Here is a 12,960-nt window from a genome sequence, read left to right on the forward strand (position 1 = left end):
GGTCGATTCGACGGATACAGCGGCTGCGGCTCAGCCGCTGGCAACGCGCGACGCACGCAGTTCGGCCATCGCGATGCGCAGCACCCGCAGCGCCGAGCGCAGGAACACGACCAGCAGCGCGACCGCGACCAGCAGGTCCGGCCAACCGGCACCGAACAGCGCCACCAGCCCCGCCGCCAGCACCACCGAAACGCCCTCGAAGATATCGTTGCGCGCGCATTCCCAGGCCGATGCCAGGTTCACGTCGTCATAGCGATACGGCGTCAGCAGCCACAGGCAGAAGCCATTCGCGGCCAGGTTCAGCAGCGCGGCCAGGCCCATGCTTTCGAACAGGGGAACCTGCGGATGCGCCAGCCGCCATCCGATCTGCACCGCCACTGCCACAGCCGCCGCCAGGATCAGCACGCCCTTGAACAAGGCAACCCGCGCCTTGGCGGCCACGCCGGCACCCACCACCAGCAGGCTCAGCAGGTAGGTGGCTGCGTCGCCCAGGTTGTCCAGCGCGCCGGAGAGCAGCGCGGACGAGTGGCTGTACCACGACGCGCCGACCATCATCAGGAAGGTCGCCAGGTTGATCAGCAGCACGATCCACAACACCCGCCGGTGGCGCGCCTGCATGGCCGCCACATCCAGCGTCTTGCCGCAGCCACAGCATTCGCCCATCGCCCTGCCCTCTGCCTGTCGTCGCCCATTATCACGCCGATCAGGCGCGTCGGCAGCTGCTGACGCGGGTCCGCCCGTAATCGCGGGCCCCCAGCAAGCCGGCGCGCAGCATCCTGTCCACGGTTGTGCTGCAATGGCACTCCCCCGGCACGGAGACACGCATGAAGACGCTTGGCTTGATCGGTGGCATGAGCTGGGAAAGCTCGGCGCAGTACTACCGCCTCATCAACGAAGAGGTACGCGCCCGGCTGGGAGGCGCGCACTCGGCGCAGCTGCTGATGTGGTCGCTGGATTTCGCCCGCATCAAACAGCTGCAGCACGACGGTGACTGGGATGCGCTGGGCAACGAGATGGTCGATGCCGCACAGCGGCTGCAGGCCGGTGGCGCCGAACTGCTGTTGATCTGCACCAACACCATGCACAAGCTCGTTGGTGAGATCGAGGCGGCCTGCGCGCTACCGCTGCTGCACATCGCCGACCCGACCGCTACGGCGATCGTGCAGGCCGGTCTGCAGCGCGTCGGCCTGCTCGGCACGGCCTTCACCATGGAGGAAGACTTCTACCGTGGTCGCCTGAGCGAGCGCTTCGGCCTGGACGTACTGGTTCCGGAGGCCGACGACCGCCGCGATGTGCACGCGATCATCTACGAGGAACTGATCGGCGGCGTGGTCAGCGAGCGATCACGGCAGGTGTACGTCGAAGTGATCGAACGCCTGGTTGCACGCGGTGCCGAAGCGATCATCCTGGGCTGTACCGAGATCATGCTGCTGGTTCGTGCCGAAGACAGCCCGGTGCCGCTGTTCGACACCACGTCCCTGCATGCGCGCGCGGCGGTGGACGCGGCGTTGGCATGACGCACATCGCCGTGCACCCGATCACGCGGTCGGATCGGACTGCACTTCCAGCGAAGTGACCAGCCATTCCACCACCGGTGGCGAATCGCACAGGAAGAACACGGCGTCGCCGCTGCGGGCTTCGGTCAGCATCCGGTAAACGCTGATCGCCACGCCCGATTGGCTGGCGATGAAAATCTCGCTGCTGCGCGGCCCATCGGCCTGGCGCGAAACCAGCCGCAAGGCATGCCGAGCCGCTGCCGTATCTTCCGGCTCGGCTTCGCGGGTCAATTCCAGGCCACGCAGGCCCCAGGCAACAAAAACACGCTTGCCCTTGAACGTCGTGTCCAGGACCTGCACTTCGGCCGCGCTTGCGCCGGCCGAGCGATGAATGACGATACTGCTGATCAACGCAACCCCCTGTGGTCGTCGTGGTCCGCACATCCTTGTCCGCACCCGCGCCAGCAGCCACGGGCGATGCCCGAAGGCCGCGTCCGAAAGCGCTGGAACGTGTAAAAAACTGTAAACCGATGCAATCGGATGTGCCGGGGATGATACGGGATGTAATGCCCTGCATGCGCCGCCGGACACTTATAAATCCGTCCTGAGCCAGCGCAGGCCCCGGTCGTCGCAGAGCGCTGCACCTGCGCCATTCTTGCGTCCCATTCCCAACCCGAGGTTTCAATGAGCCTTCGCCTGCTACTGCCCCTGGGCGGTTCTGCGCTTGCCCTGCTGCTGGCCGCAACCACCGTCTCGGCCCAGGATTACGACAGCGAATCGTCACCGCGCACGACCTGCGAATCACACTTCAACAAGACCCAGCAGTGCCCGTTCGAAGGACGCGCGCGACTGGCCCGACAGCTGTCGGTGACGCGATGCGTGGAAGATGACAACTGGGGACAGCGCCGCGGCATGCTGTGGGTCACCGACGGCTGTCGCGCCGAGTTCGTCGCCGAAGAGCGTGGACGAGGCCGTTGGCCCGGACGTGACCGCGACCGTGATCGCGATGGCGAGCGTCTGGTCTGCGAATCCTATGAAAAGAAGGAAAAGCACTGCCGCATCCGCGTCCGTCATGACGTGCGGTTGGTGAAGCAGAAGTCGGTCACCACCTGCACTGAGGACCGCAACTGGGGCTGGGACCGACGCGGTGTATGGGTCAGCGACGGCTGCCGCGCCGAATTCCGCGTCTACTGAGTGCGATGGCTGCGGGCCCATCCTCGCTAGAATGAGGCTCCCACAGCAGGAAGCACCGCATGGAACGCTGGTATCTGGCAACGATGATGTCCTTGCTGCTGCATCAGATCGATGCCGCGTTCTGGCAGGAGTGGCGGATGTTCCAGGTACCCGGCGGCATCCAGGGTTTCCTGCTGTTCAACCTGCTTGCCATCGGCGTACTGCTGCACGGCTATCGTCAGGTCGTGCTCGGCCTGGGCTCTGCGCGTCGCTACGCGCTGCTGTGCGGCGTGTTGGGTATCGGCACCACCCTCATCCATGCAGGCTTCGCTGCGGCCGGTCGCGATGAATTCCACCTGCCGTTGTCGCTGCTCACGCTTCTGGCCTGCCTGGTCAGCGGCAGCGGCTTGCTGCTGCGCAGCCGTCCGCGATGACTCTGCAGGCTCCAGCACTTCGGATACGCGCGGCCGAGTGCACGGATCTTCCGGCACTGATCGCTCTGGACAGCGTTGCGGCCGATGACCCACGCCGTGCCGCGCAGATCGGCCAGTGGCTGGCGGACAGCCACATGCACGTTGCCGAGCTCGATGGCGCGCTGGCCGGCTACCGGGTCCAGCATCGGCACTTCTTCGGTGAGGCCTTCATCGAGATGCTGATGGTGGCCGCGCCGCTGCGGGGACACGGCATCGGTCGCGCGCTGCTGCTGCATGCCGTTTCGTGCAGTGCAGGCGCCAGGCTTTTCAGTTCCACCAACCAGTCCAACACCAGCATGCAGCGGCTGCTGGCAGCCGCTGGATTCGTGCAGTGCGGGATCGTGCACGGCCTCGACGAAGGCGATCCGGAGTTGATCTACCGCTTCGCAACTGACGATGTGAGGTAAGGCGCAGCCTTCGCTTCCAGCAGCGCCATCAGCGCCGGATCCATGCAGCGATAGTCGTCGGGGATGTCCAGACAGTGCAGCGGCGTGTGCTCAAGCAGGCGCGCGAAATTCGCCTGCAACCGATGCTGGTGCTTGGGCTCCATCACGAAGATGACATCCGCCCAGCGGATATCCGCTGGGCTGATGGGCCGGCGCGCATGCGGGCTGGTGCCTGCAGAGCGCGCACTGATGCCTGGCCGTCGATGCCACATCGCTTCGGCGGTGGGGCTGCGCAGCTGGTTGCGGCTGCAGACAAACAACAGGTTCAACATTCCTGATCCAGCAGTTGCCGCGGGCTGAGGACCGGATAAGTGAAACCCAGCTGGCGCGCCCGCAGCAGCTTGTCGCCGCGCGTATACATCAGCTTCCAGTTCTTTTCCGGCTTGAAGATCGGCAGTGGTGCCGTGTGGTCGCCGCCGTGGTGGCGCGACTGCGAGCGCCTCCAGGCGCGGTTCCTTTGCGTTTCCATGATCGTGTTCTCGTGAGTACCGGGGTCAGCAGCCGCGGTAGTACGAGTGCGCGCAGGATACAACGCTGCAACAAAAAAGCCCACGCATCGCTGCGCAGGCTTGTCTGTTTCATCACAGTGGTCGGGACGGCCGGATTCGAACCGACGACCCTCTGCCCCCCAGGCAGATGCGCTACCAGGCTGCGCTACGCCCCGACTGATGCTGCGATGTACCCGCCAGTGCGGCGGGCCGTGAAGTATAGCGGATTACGGCGGAAATGGGTCAGCGACGCAGCAGTTGCAGCACTTCTTCCAGTTCCATACGCACCTGCTTGATGATCTGGTTGCTCAAGGCCGATTCCTCGCGCGCATCCGGACCATCCAGGCGCAGGCGCGCGCCACCGATGGTGTAGCCCTGTTCGTACAACAGGCTGCGGATCTGCCGCACCATCAGCACGTCGTGACGCTGGTAGTAACGACGGTTGCCACGGCGCTTGGCCGGCTCGAGACTGGGAAACTCGGTTTCCCAGTAGCGCAGCACGTGCGGCTTGACGTCACACAGTTCGCTGACTTCACCGATGGTGAAGTAGCGCTTGGCCGGAATCGGCGGAAGTTCGCGGTTACTGCCCGGATCCAGCATAAGCTTCCACCCTCTCCTTGAGCTTCTGGCCCGGACGGAAGGTAACCACCGTACGAGCGGAAATCGGAATTTCCTCGCCGGTCTTGGGGTTGCGACCCGGGCGCTGGTTCTTGCGCCGCAGGTCGAAATTGCCAAAGCCCGACAGCTTCACCTGACGTCCCTGTTCCAATGCTTCACGCAGCACATCGAAGAACGCGTCGACGAATTCCTTGGCTTCCCGCTTGTTCAGACCGACTTCGTCGAACAGCTTTTCCGCCATCTCCGCCTTGGTCAATGCCATTGCCTGCTACCCCCGAGTGCTGCCCGCTCAGCCGCGGATCCGGGCGTGGTGTTCACGCTCGATGGCAGTGACCGCCTCGGCCACTACCGCTTCCACGTCGCGGTCCGTCAGAGTGCGCGACTTGTCCTGCAAAATCAAGCCCATAGCGAGACTCTTGAATCCCGGCTCGACGCCTTGGCCGACATAGCGGTCGAACAGGTTCAGCTCGCGCAGCAGCGGGCCGGCGGCCTGGCGGATGGTCGCGGCCAGGTCACTCCAGGCCACCTGTTCAGGCACCAGGAAAGCCAGGTCGCGGCGCACTGCCGGGTAGCGCGACAGTTCACCGGCGCGCGGCAGCGCACGGGCGGACAGCGCTTCCAGATCCAGCTCGAAAGCGTACACGTCTACATCGATGTCCATCGCCTTGGCCAGGCGCGGGTGGATCTGACCGATCCAGCCGATCGCCGCGCCGTCGCGGAAGACCTCGGCCGAACGCGCCGGATGGCCATAGGCACGGGTAGACGGGCGGAACTCCAGGACAGCGCCACTGGCGGCGGCCAGTGATTCCAGGTCGCCCTTCAGGTCATGGAAATCGACCTTGCGGGTCGGCAGGCCCCACTGCACCGCCTGCGCGTCACCGCAGACCGCAGCGGCCACGCGCGAGGTTTCCAGCGGTGCCGGTTGCCCGTCACCGGCCTGCTGGGCGAACACCCGGCCGATTTCGAACAGACGCACGCGGCCCAGCTGGCGGGCCGCATTGCGGCCCAAGGTGGCGACCAGGCCCGGCAGCAGCGCCGGACGCATCACCGCCAGCTCGGCCGACAGCGGGTTGGCCAGCGGCACCAGGTTGTCGCGCAGCTGCCACTGGCTAAGCAATGCGTCGTCGACGAAGGCGAAATTGACGGTTTCCTGCAGGTCGCGGGCAACCAGCTGGCAGCGCACGCTGAGCGTGTCCAGCTGGGTCTCGGTCGGCATCGCAACACGCGATGCACCACCCGGCAACGTGGTCGGGATCTGCTCGTAACCGTGGATCCGGGCCAGCTCCTCGATCAGGTCTTCTTCGATGGCGATGTCGAAGCGGCGGCTCGGCGCGGTGACCTGCCAGCCTTCGCCAACGACCACCACCTGCATGCCCAGCGCGCGCAGGATGCGCTCGACTTCCGCGTCTTCGATGGTGATGCCCAGCACGCGGGTGATGCGTGCGCGGCGCAGCAGGATCGTGGCCGGCTGCGGCAGGTCGGCCGCATGTACCGCCTCGGTCACCGGCGCCGGGGTACCACCGGCCAGGTCCAGCACCAGGCGGGTGGCGTATTCGATGGCGGTACGCGGCAGCGCCGGGTCGACGCCACGCTCGAAACGGTGGCCGGCATCGGTGTGCAGGCCCAGCTTGCGGCCACGGCCCATGATCGCGGCCGGCGCGAAGTGCGCCGCTTCCAGGAACACGGCGGTGGTGGCATCGGTAACGCGCGTATCGAAGCCGCCCATCAGGCCGGCCAGGCCGACCGCGCGATCAGCGTCGGTGACCACCAGGAAGCTGTCGTCCAGCGCAGCGTCGCGGCCGTCCAGCAGCTTCAGGCTTTCGCCGGCGCGCGAACGGCGCACACCGATCGTGCCCTGCAGGGTGCCGAGATCGTAGGCGTGCATCGGCTGGCCCAGCTCGAGCATCACGTACTGGGTGATGTCGACCAGCAGCGATACCGGGCGCACACCACTGCGGCGCAGGCGCTCGGCCATCCACAACGGAGTCTTCGCCGCGGCGTTGACACCTTCGATGACACGTCCGAGATAGCGCGGCGCTTCGGCACCGGCGTCGAGCTGGATCGCCAGCTCACGGTTGCCGTGGGCGGCGATCGGCTCTGCGATGAAATCCAGTACTTCGCTGCGCGTGGCAGCAGCGACGTCGTAGGCGATGCCGCGGATGCTGAAGCAGTCGGCGCGGTTCGGGGTCAGCTTGATCTCGATGCTGGCGTCCGGCAGGCCGAGGTACTCCACCAGGGTCTGGCCGACCGGCGCATCGTCCGGCAGTTCCAGCAGGCCGGAGGCATCGTTGTCCAGGCCCAGCTCCTTGGCCGAGCACAGCATGCCGTTGGACTCGACGCCGCGCAGCTTGGCCGGCTTGATCTTCAATTCACCGATCTGCGCACCGACCATCGCCAGCGACGCGACCAGGCCCGGGCGCGCATTCGGCGCACCACAGACGATCTGCAGCAGCTCAGCCTGCCCCGCATCAACCTTGCACACCTGCAGGCGGTCGGCTTCGGGATGGCGTTCGGCCTCGACGATACGAGCCACGACCACGTGCTGCAGGCCATCGCCGAGCGCGGTCACCTCTTCCACTTCCAGGCCGATGGCGGTCAGCACCGCGCTGAGCTCATCGCGCGAGGCAGTGGTGGGGACGTGGCTGCGCAGCCAGTTTTCGGAGAATTTCATGGGGTCACCCTGGTGGGCCCGGCGCATGCGCCTGGGCTTCGGATTCAAGTGCAGCCGGGCGTGGCCCGGCACGACATGGCTGTGGCTTACGCGAACTGCTTCAGGAACCGCACATCATTCTCGAAGAACGCGCGCAGGTCGTTGACGCCGTAGCGCAGCATCGCAAAACGCTCCACGCCCAGGCCGAAGGCAAAGCCGGTGTAGCGCTCCGGATCGATGCCGACGTTGCGCAGCACGTTCGGGTGGACCATGCCGCAGCCCAGCACTTCCAGCCAGCGGGTGCTGCCATCGGGCTGCTGCCAGGCGATGTCCACTTCCGCGCCGGGTTCGACGAAGGGGAAGTAGCTGGGGCGGAAGCGCATCTCGAAATCGCGCTCGAAGAACGCGCGCACGAACTCGGACAACGTGCCCTTCAGGTCGGCGAAGGTCGAGTGCTCGTCGACCAGCAGGCCTTCGACCTGGTGGAACATCGGCGAATGGGTCTGGTCGCTGTCGCTGCGGTAGACCTTGCCGGCGGCGATCATGCGCAGCGGCGGCTGGTGCTCGCCCATGTAGCGCACCTGCACACCGGAGGTATGCGTGCGCAGCAGTCGGCCGTCACCGAAATAGAAGGTGTCATGCATGGCGCGCGCCGGATGGTGCGGCGGGAAGTTCAGCGCCTCGAAGTTATGCCAGTCGTCCTCGATCTCCGGCCCTTCGGACAACTCGTAGCCCAGCCGGCCGAAGATGCCGGTGATGCGCTCGAGGGTGCGGGTGATCGGGTGCAGGCCGGCGCGTTCGCCACTGCGGCCCGGCAGCGTGATGTCGATCGCCTCGGCGGCTAGGCGCGCATCGAGTGCGGCATCTTCCAGCACTGCCTTGCGCTCGCCCAGCGCGCTGCTCAGCGCGTCGCGGGCCTGGTTGATGGCCTCACCGGCCGCCTTGCGTTCGTGGGCCGGCAGCGCACCGAGCTGTTTCAGCTGCGAGGTGATGCTGCCGCTCTTGCCAAGCAGGGCCACGCGCAGCTGTTCCAGCGCGTCCGGGCTCTGCGCGGCGGCCACATCGGCCAGCGCCTGGGAAGTGAGGGATTGGATGTCGCTCATGGGTAGCCGGAACTCCAGTCGGTCTGCCATCGCGATGCGCGAAGGGCCGCGCCGTCGCAACCGCATGCCGGTCGCCCGCCATCTGCACAGCTGCGCCCGGCACAAAAAAGAATGGGGAAGGACTTGCGCCCTTCCCCATGCATTGCCTTTACCTGACACCGTTCTCCGTGAACGGCAACGGCATCGGGAAGGACTTATGCCGCCAGTGCGCCCTTGGCCTTTTCGGCCAGTGCAGCAAAGCCAGCTGCGTCGTGCACGGCGATGTCAGCCAGAACCTTACGGTCCAGGGTGATGCCAGCCTTCAGCAGGCCGTTCATGAAACGGCTGTAGCTCAGGCCGTTGATGCGGGCAGCCGCGTTGATGCGGGTGATCCACAGCGAACGGAAGTTGCGCTTCTTCTGCTTACGGCCGATGTAGGCGTACTGCTGTGCCTTGATGACCGCCTGCTTGGCGACGCGGAAGACCTTGCGACGGGCATTGTAGTAGCCCTTCGCCAGATCAAGGATTTTCTTGTGGCGGCGACGCGCCTGTACGCCACGCTTAACTCGTGCCATTTTTCAGTTCCTCAGAGGTAAGGGAGCATGCGGTCCAGACGGCCTGCGTCTTCTGCGCGGACGTGATTCGTCTGACGCAGGTTACGCTTACGCTTGGTCGCTTTCTTCGTGAGGATGTGGCTACGGTTGGCGTGGCCGCACTTGTACTTGCCCGAGGCGGTCTTGCGGAAACGCTTGGCCGCCGCCCGGTTGGTCTTGATCTTGGGCATTGCAATGTCCTTGATGGGATATGACCCTGGTTTCTGACTGATCTGGCGGCGGCCTGGGCCGCTCTTTCCGTCCTGCCATGATCGGCGTACGACCCGTCCTGGGTGGGTCGAGCCGGGCATGATACAGGCAAAACCGCCCTGTAACCAGCCCCCAGACAGCTTTTCATCCGCATCCCGGCTGCGCCGGCCCCGGAAAAGCAAAAGGACGCCATCGGCGCCCCTTCACCTTCATCCATTCAGCCGCCAGGCGCCCCGCGAGGCAGCCCGTCAGGCCTCAGGTCTTCTTCTTCGGCGCGATCATCATCACCATCTGACGCCCTTCCAGGCGCGGACGGGATTCGATGACGATGTCCTCGCCCAGATCACCCTCGATCCGGCTGGCCATCTCGCGACCCAGTTCCTGGTGGCTCATTTCACGGCCACGGAAACGGATGTTGACCTTGATCTTGTCGCCTTCTTCAAGGAAACCGCGCATCTTGCGCAGCTTGATCTGGTAGTCGCCCTCGTCCGTAACCGGACGGAACTTCACTTCCTTGATCTCGACCTGCTTGGTCTTCTTCTTGGCCTCGCTGGCCTTCTTCTGGGCTTCGAACTTGAACTTGCCGAAGTCCATGATCTTGCACACCGGCGGGTCGGCCTGCGGCTGGATCTCGACCAGGTCCAGGCCTTCATCTTCGGCCATGGACAACGCTTCGTCTCGCGTCAACACGCCAATCATTTCTCCGTCACTGCCGATCACGCGGACGCGCGGCACACGGATTTCCTGATTCTTGCGGTTCTGTTTGTTGTCAGGGGTACTGATATTGCGATCTCCCAAGGGTGTCGAACCCGGCCCGGGCGCCAATGCGCACGGGCCGGACCTTTGTTTACGCGCCCTCGGCCTGGAGCCGCTCGGTGAAGGCCTGAAGGCTCATGCTGCCGAGATCTTCGCCAGAACGCGTACGCACCGCCACAGCGCCGTTTTCCTTCTCGCGGTCACCAATGACCAGCAGGTACGGCACGCGCTGCAGCGTGTGCTCGCGAATCTTATAGCCGATCTTCTCGTTACGCAAATCGGCGCTGACGCGGAAGCCTTGATCCGCAAGGCTTTTGGTCACGGCAGACACGTATTCAGCCTGCGCATCGGTGATATTGGCCACCACCACCTGGGTCGGCGCCAGCCAAGCCGGGAACTGACCGGCATGGTGCTCGATCAGGATGCCCAGGAAACGCTCCATCGAGCCGACGATGGCCCGGTGCAGCATCACCGGATGCTTCTTCTGGCTGTTTTCGTCCACGTATTCAGCGCCCAGACGGCCGGGCATCATGAAGTCGACCTGCATGGTGCCCAGCTGCCAGGTACGGCCAATGGCGTCCTTCAGGTGGTACTCGATCTTCGGGCCGTAGAAGGCGCCCTCGCCCGGAAGTTCCTGCCATTCCACCCCGCAGCTGGACAGTGCCGAGCGCAGCGCGCCCTCCGCCTTGTCCCAGGTGGCGTCATCGCCCAGGCGCGATTCGGGGCGCAGCGCGATCTTGACCTGGATCTCCTCGAAGCCGAAGTGCTGGTATACCGCCAGCGCCTGCTGGTGGAACGCGGTCACTTCCGCCTCGACCTGGTCTTCGGTGCAGAACACGTGACCGTCGTCCTGGGTGAAGCCACGCACGCGCAGGATGCCGTGCAGCGCGCCGGACGGCTCGTTGCGGTGGCAGGCGCCAAACTCACCGTAGCGGATCGGCAGATCGCGGTAGCTGTGCAGCCCCTGGTTGAACACCTGCACGTGGCCCGGGCAGTTCATCGGCTTGAGCGCGTAGGTACGCTTCTCCGACTCGGTGAAGAACATCGCGTCCTGGTAGTTGTCCCAGTGGCCCGACTTCTGCCACAGCGACACGTCCAGGATCTGCGGGCAGCGCACTTCGCCGTAGCCGGTGCTGCGGTACACCTTGCGCATGTACTGCTCGACCACCTGCCACAGCGCCCAGCCCTTCGGGTGCCAGAACACCAGGCCCGGGGCCTCTTCCTGCAGGTGGAACAGGTCCTGCTGCTTGCCGATGCGACGGTGGTCGCGCATCTCCGCTTCTTCGATGCGCTTGATGTACGCATCGAGCTGCTTCTTGTCGGCCCAGGCGGTGCCGTAGACGCGCTGCAGCTGCTCGTTCTGCGCATCACCGCGCCAATAGGCGCCGGAAATGCGGGTCAGCTTGAAGGCCTTCAGGAAGCGCGTGTTGGGCACGTGCGGGCCGCGGCACATGTCCACGTATTCCTGGTGGTAGTACATGCCCATCGCCTGGATGTCAGGCGACATGTCCTCGATCAGGCGCAGCTTGTAGTCCTCGCCACGCGCCTTGAAGATCTCGATGACCTCCGCGCGCGGGGTGACCTTCTTGACCACGTCGTAGTCCTGGGCGATCAGCTCGCCCATGCGCTTCTCGATCGCCGCCATGTCTTCGGGGGTGAACGGGCGCTCGGAATAGATGTCGTAATAGAAGCCCTCGGCGATCACCGGACCGATCACCATCTTCACGTCCGGGTACAGCTGCTTGACCGCGTGGCCGACCAGGTGGGCGCTGGAGTGGCGGATGATTTCCACGCCCTCCTCGTCCTTGGCGGTGATGATGCGCAGGGAGGCGTCGTGGTCGATGACGTCACTGGCATCGACCAGCACGCCATCGACCGAACCGGCGATGGTGGCCTTGGCCAGGCCGGCGCCGATCGACTGGGCGACGTCCATGACGCTGACGGGATGTTCGAATTCGCGGCGGCTGCCGTCGGGAAGGGTAATCGTGATCATTGCAATGGCTTCATGCGGGGCCCGCCGGGCGGGCTGGAAAGCGCTCCCGGGCCAGCGCCCGGGCAATAAAAAAGCGCCGCGAGGGCGCCTGGAATACAGGGCCTTCGGGGCAGGTCAACAGTGGGCGGTGGTAGTGCTCATGTCGCACGCTCGGCCGGCGCAGTGCGCGGGCCACCTTGGTTCCAGGATGTGGTTGCCGATGATCTTAAACCAGTGGCCGACAAAGCCCAAGCGGCGCCTGAATGGCGCTCGCTGGCGGCGTGAAAACGCAATGATTACCATGTGCGCGCAGCCAGCCTCCGTGCCGGCTTGCCCGCTTCCCCCAGGACCCTGCAATGCGCCACCCGCCCCGACCGGCGCCTGCCGGTCCCGCCCGTGCCCCGCGTTCACCGGCCGAGTGCCGGGCTCGGAGCCCGCAATGATCACCGTTGGCCTGTCGACCCTTGGCTTCTGCAGCCTCGGCATGCTGTCGGCGATGTTCTCCGCGCTGGCCTTCTATGCCGCTTCCCCGCACTGCCGCTGGCCACGCCTGCGCCGTGCCGGGCGCCTGGGCCGGCAGATCGGCCTGGTCGCTGCTGTGGCCGCACTGTGGTTGTGGATGGCCGAACTGGGCTTTGCCGCCGGCCTGGTGGCGATGCTGTGTACTTGGATGCTGGCCGCCATGCTGCTGCCAGCACTGGCCGCGTGGCACCGTCCCGATGTGGAGCCGCGCTGATGTGGGCGCGCGCACTCGCCGGCATCTTCGCCGGCTTCTTCCTTGCCACTGCGGTGACCGGCCTGGTCGCATGGCTACCGCCGGGCCCGTGGCAGAAGGCCCTGGTGCCGAGCCTGATCGCGTTCGTCCCGTTGTGGATGCTGGCCGCGCTGTGGGCCTTCAGTTTCCGCAGCCCGCTGCGCGCCTGGCTGACCCTGGCCGGTTGCGCGGCCCTTGGCTTCGCCGTACTCGGCCTGCTGCGCCTGACCGGCGCGGTGCAATGAGATC

General features: G+C 65.5%; 18 protein-coding genes and 1 tRNA gene. 6 read left to right on the top strand and 13 right to left on the bottom strand.

Features of this window, described 5'->3' with window-relative positions; genetic code table 11:
- Window positions 1-30: 30 nt before the first annotated feature.
- On the bottom strand, window positions 31-663 hold the full coding sequence (locus ACQ5SA_RS05060; RefSeq protein WP_353098903.1) for a cation efflux transmembrane domain-containing protein: 633 nt from the start codon (window positions 661-663) through the stop codon (window positions 31-33).
- A 161-nt stretch (window positions 664-824) separates the two neighbouring features.
- Here ACQ5SA_RS05060 and ACQ5SA_RS05065 point away from each other — a divergent pair, with 161 nt between their 5' ends.
- Window positions 825-1,517, top strand: a complete 693-nt coding sequence (locus ACQ5SA_RS05065; protein WP_353098904.1) for an aspartate/glutamate racemase family protein — start codon at window positions 825-827, stop codon at window positions 1,515-1,517.
- Between the two features lie 21 nt (window positions 1,518-1,538).
- Here the strand turns inward: ACQ5SA_RS05065 and ACQ5SA_RS05070 are convergent, their stop codons facing one another.
- A complete protein-coding gene (locus tag ACQ5SA_RS05070; RefSeq protein ID WP_499312985.1) occupies window positions 1,539-1,907 on the bottom strand; it encodes a hypothetical protein in 369 nt (122 codons plus the stop codon).
- A 273-nt stretch (window positions 1,908-2,180) separates the two neighbouring features.
- Between ACQ5SA_RS05070 and ACQ5SA_RS05075 the strand changes: the two genes are divergently transcribed.
- From ACQ5SA_RS05075 to ACQ5SA_RS05085, 3 genes are read left to right on the top strand one after another with little or no spacing between them, the layout of a single operon-like run.
- Window positions 2,181-2,690, top strand: coding sequence for a DUF3011 domain-containing protein (locus tag ACQ5SA_RS05075; RefSeq protein WP_499312986.1), 510 nt, complete (start codon window positions 2,181-2,183; stop codon window positions 2,688-2,690).
- Window positions 2,691-2,749: 59 nt separating this feature from the next.
- Window positions 2,750-3,103 (top strand): DUF6713 family protein, encoded by a 354-nt coding sequence (locus ACQ5SA_RS05080; RefSeq protein WP_499312988.1) that lies wholly within the window; start codon window positions 2,750-2,752, stop codon window positions 3,101-3,103.
- Complete coding sequence (locus ACQ5SA_RS05085) at window positions 3,100-3,549, top strand: GNAT family N-acetyltransferase (protein ID WP_353098907.1); 450 nt, start codon at window positions 3,100-3,102, stop codon at window positions 3,547-3,549. Before ACQ5SA_RS05080 ends, ACQ5SA_RS05085 begins: the two co-directional genes overlap by 4 nt.
- On the opposite strand, the gene ACQ5SA_RS05090 is transcribed toward ACQ5SA_RS05085, so the two are convergent.
- From ACQ5SA_RS05090 to thrS, 11 genes are all read right to left on the bottom strand, one after another.
- Entirely contained in the window at window positions 3,519-3,860 is a 342-nt protein-coding gene (locus ACQ5SA_RS05090; RefSeq protein ID WP_353098908.1) for a low molecular weight protein tyrosine phosphatase family protein, read from the bottom strand. The genes ACQ5SA_RS05085 and ACQ5SA_RS05090 overlap by 31 nt on opposite strands.
- A complete protein-coding gene (locus ACQ5SA_RS05095; protein WP_100553082.1) occupies window positions 3,854-4,057 on the bottom strand; it encodes a hypothetical protein in 204 nt (67 codons plus the stop codon). The genes ACQ5SA_RS05090 and ACQ5SA_RS05095 overlap by 7 nt, the downstream gene beginning before the upstream one ends.
- Window positions 4,058-4,175: 118 nt before the next feature.
- Window positions 4,176-4,252: transfer RNA gene (locus ACQ5SA_RS05100), tRNA-Pro, on the bottom strand.
- A gap of 67 nt (window positions 4,253-4,319) precedes the next feature.
- The gene (locus ACQ5SA_RS05105) at window positions 4,320-4,676 is read right to left on the bottom strand and encodes a MerR family transcriptional regulator (protein WP_005410431.1); all 357 of its coding nucleotides are present in this window, start codon (window positions 4,674-4,676) and stop codon (window positions 4,320-4,322) included.
- On the bottom strand, window positions 4,657-4,956 hold the full coding sequence (locus tag ACQ5SA_RS05110) for an integration host factor subunit alpha (RefSeq protein WP_005410432.1): 300 nt from the start codon (window positions 4,954-4,956) through the stop codon (window positions 4,657-4,659). The genes ACQ5SA_RS05105 and ACQ5SA_RS05110 overlap by 20 nt, the downstream gene beginning before the upstream one ends.
- 27 nt (window positions 4,957-4,983) lie before the next feature.
- The gene (gene pheT, locus ACQ5SA_RS05115; RefSeq protein ID WP_499312989.1) at window positions 4,984-7,365 is read right to left on the bottom strand and encodes a phenylalanine--tRNA ligase subunit beta; all 2,382 of its coding nucleotides are present in this window, start codon (window positions 7,363-7,365) and stop codon (window positions 4,984-4,986) included.
- An 86-nt stretch (window positions 7,366-7,451) separates the two neighbouring features.
- Entirely contained in the window at window positions 7,452-8,447 is a 996-nt protein-coding gene (gene pheS, locus ACQ5SA_RS05120) for a phenylalanine--tRNA ligase subunit alpha (protein ID WP_499312991.1), read from the bottom strand.
- Between the two features lie 194 nt (window positions 8,448-8,641).
- Window positions 8,642-9,001 (bottom strand): 50S ribosomal protein L20, encoded by a 360-nt coding sequence (rplT, locus tag ACQ5SA_RS05125; RefSeq protein WP_005410435.1) that lies wholly within the window; start codon window positions 8,999-9,001, stop codon window positions 8,642-8,644.
- 11 nt (window positions 9,002-9,012) lie between these two features.
- A complete protein-coding gene (gene rpmI, locus ACQ5SA_RS05130; protein ID WP_002811096.1) occupies window positions 9,013-9,210 on the bottom strand; it encodes a 50S ribosomal protein L35 in 198 nt (65 codons plus the stop codon).
- 274 nt (window positions 9,211-9,484) lie between these two features.
- Window positions 9,485-10,027 (bottom strand): translation initiation factor IF-3, encoded by a 543-nt coding sequence (gene infC / locus ACQ5SA_RS05135; protein ID WP_089236282.1) that lies wholly within the window; start codon window positions 10,025-10,027, stop codon window positions 9,485-9,487.
- Window positions 10,028-10,076: 49 nt separating this feature from the next.
- Window positions 10,077-11,978 carry a threonine--tRNA ligase gene (gene thrS / locus ACQ5SA_RS05140; protein ID WP_499312993.1) on the bottom strand — a complete coding sequence of 634 codons (1,902 nt, stop codon included), beginning with the start codon at window positions 11,976-11,978 and terminating at the stop codon, window positions 10,077-10,079.
- Between the two features lie 418 nt (window positions 11,979-12,396).
- Between thrS and ACQ5SA_RS05145 the strand changes: the two genes are divergently transcribed.
- The gene (locus ACQ5SA_RS05145; protein WP_025876254.1) at window positions 12,397-12,693 is read left to right on the top strand and encodes a hypothetical protein; all 297 of its coding nucleotides are present in this window, start codon (window positions 12,397-12,399) and stop codon (window positions 12,691-12,693) included.
- On the top strand, window positions 12,693-12,956 hold the full coding sequence (locus tag ACQ5SA_RS05150; protein WP_230112434.1) for a hypothetical protein: 264 nt from the start codon (window positions 12,693-12,695) through the stop codon (window positions 12,954-12,956). The genes ACQ5SA_RS05145 and ACQ5SA_RS05150 overlap by 1 nt, the downstream gene beginning before the upstream one ends.
- Window positions 12,957-12,960 lie beyond the last annotated feature (4 nt).

It is taken from the genome of Stenotrophomonas indicatrix (assembly GCF_050573115.1).
Taxonomy (GTDB): domain Bacteria; phylum Pseudomonadota; class Gammaproteobacteria; order Xanthomonadales; family Xanthomonadaceae; genus Stenotrophomonas; species Stenotrophomonas lactitubi_A.

Coding starts and splice junctions, on each gene's coding strand:
- ACQ5SA_RS05060 (WP_353098903.1), bottom strand. CDS start 663: ATGGGCGAATGCTGTGGCTGCGGCAAGACGCTGGATGTGGCGGCCATG.
- ACQ5SA_RS05065 (WP_353098904.1), top strand. CDS start 825: ATGAAGACGCTTGGCTTGATCGGTGGCATGAGCTGGGAAAGCTCGGCG.
- ACQ5SA_RS05075 (WP_499312986.1), top strand. CDS start 2,181: ATGAGCCTTCGCCTGCTACTGCCCCTGGGCGGTTCTGCGCTTGCCCTG.
- ACQ5SA_RS05080 (WP_499312988.1), top strand. CDS start 2,750: ATGGAACGCTGGTATCTGGCAACGATGATGTCCTTGCTGCTGCATCAG.
- ACQ5SA_RS05085 (WP_353098907.1), top strand. CDS start 3,100: ATGACTCTGCAGGCTCCAGCACTTCGGATACGCGCGGCCGAGTGCACG.
- ACQ5SA_RS05090 (WP_353098908.1), bottom strand. CDS start 3,860: ATGTTGAACCTGTTGTTTGTCTGCAGCCGCAACCAGCTGCGCAGCCCC.
- ACQ5SA_RS05095 (WP_100553082.1), bottom strand. CDS start 4,057: ATGGAAACGCAAAGGAACCGCGCCTGGAGGCGCTCGCAGTCGCGCCAC.
- ACQ5SA_RS05105 (WP_005410431.1), bottom strand. CDS start 4,676: ATGCTGGATCCGGGCAGTAACCGCGAACTTCCGCCGATTCCGGCCAAG.
- ACQ5SA_RS05110 (WP_005410432.1), bottom strand. CDS start 4,956: ATGGCATTGACCAAGGCGGAGATGGCGGAAAAGCTGTTCGACGAAGTC.
- pheT (WP_499312989.1), bottom strand. CDS start 7,365: ATGAAATTCTCCGAAAACTGGCTGCGCAGCCACGTCCCCACCACTGCC.
- pheS (WP_499312991.1), bottom strand. CDS start 8,447: ATGAGCGACATCCAATCCCTCACTTCCCAGGCGCTGGCCGATGTGGCC.
- rplT (WP_005410435.1), bottom strand. CDS start 9,001: ATGGCACGAGTTAAGCGTGGCGTACAGGCGCGTCGCCGCCACAAGAAA.
- rpmI (WP_002811096.1), bottom strand. CDS start 9,210: ATGCCCAAGATCAAGACCAACCGGGCGGCGGCCAAGCGTTTCCGCAAG.
- thrS (WP_499312993.1), bottom strand. CDS start 11,978: ATGATCACGATTACCCTTCCCGACGGCAGCCGCCGCGAATTCGAACAT.
- ACQ5SA_RS05145 (WP_025876254.1), top strand. CDS start 12,397: ATGATCACCGTTGGCCTGTCGACCCTTGGCTTCTGCAGCCTCGGCATG.
- ACQ5SA_RS05150 (WP_230112434.1), top strand. CDS start 12,693: ATGTGGGCGCGCGCACTCGCCGGCATCTTCGCCGGCTTCTTCCTTGCC.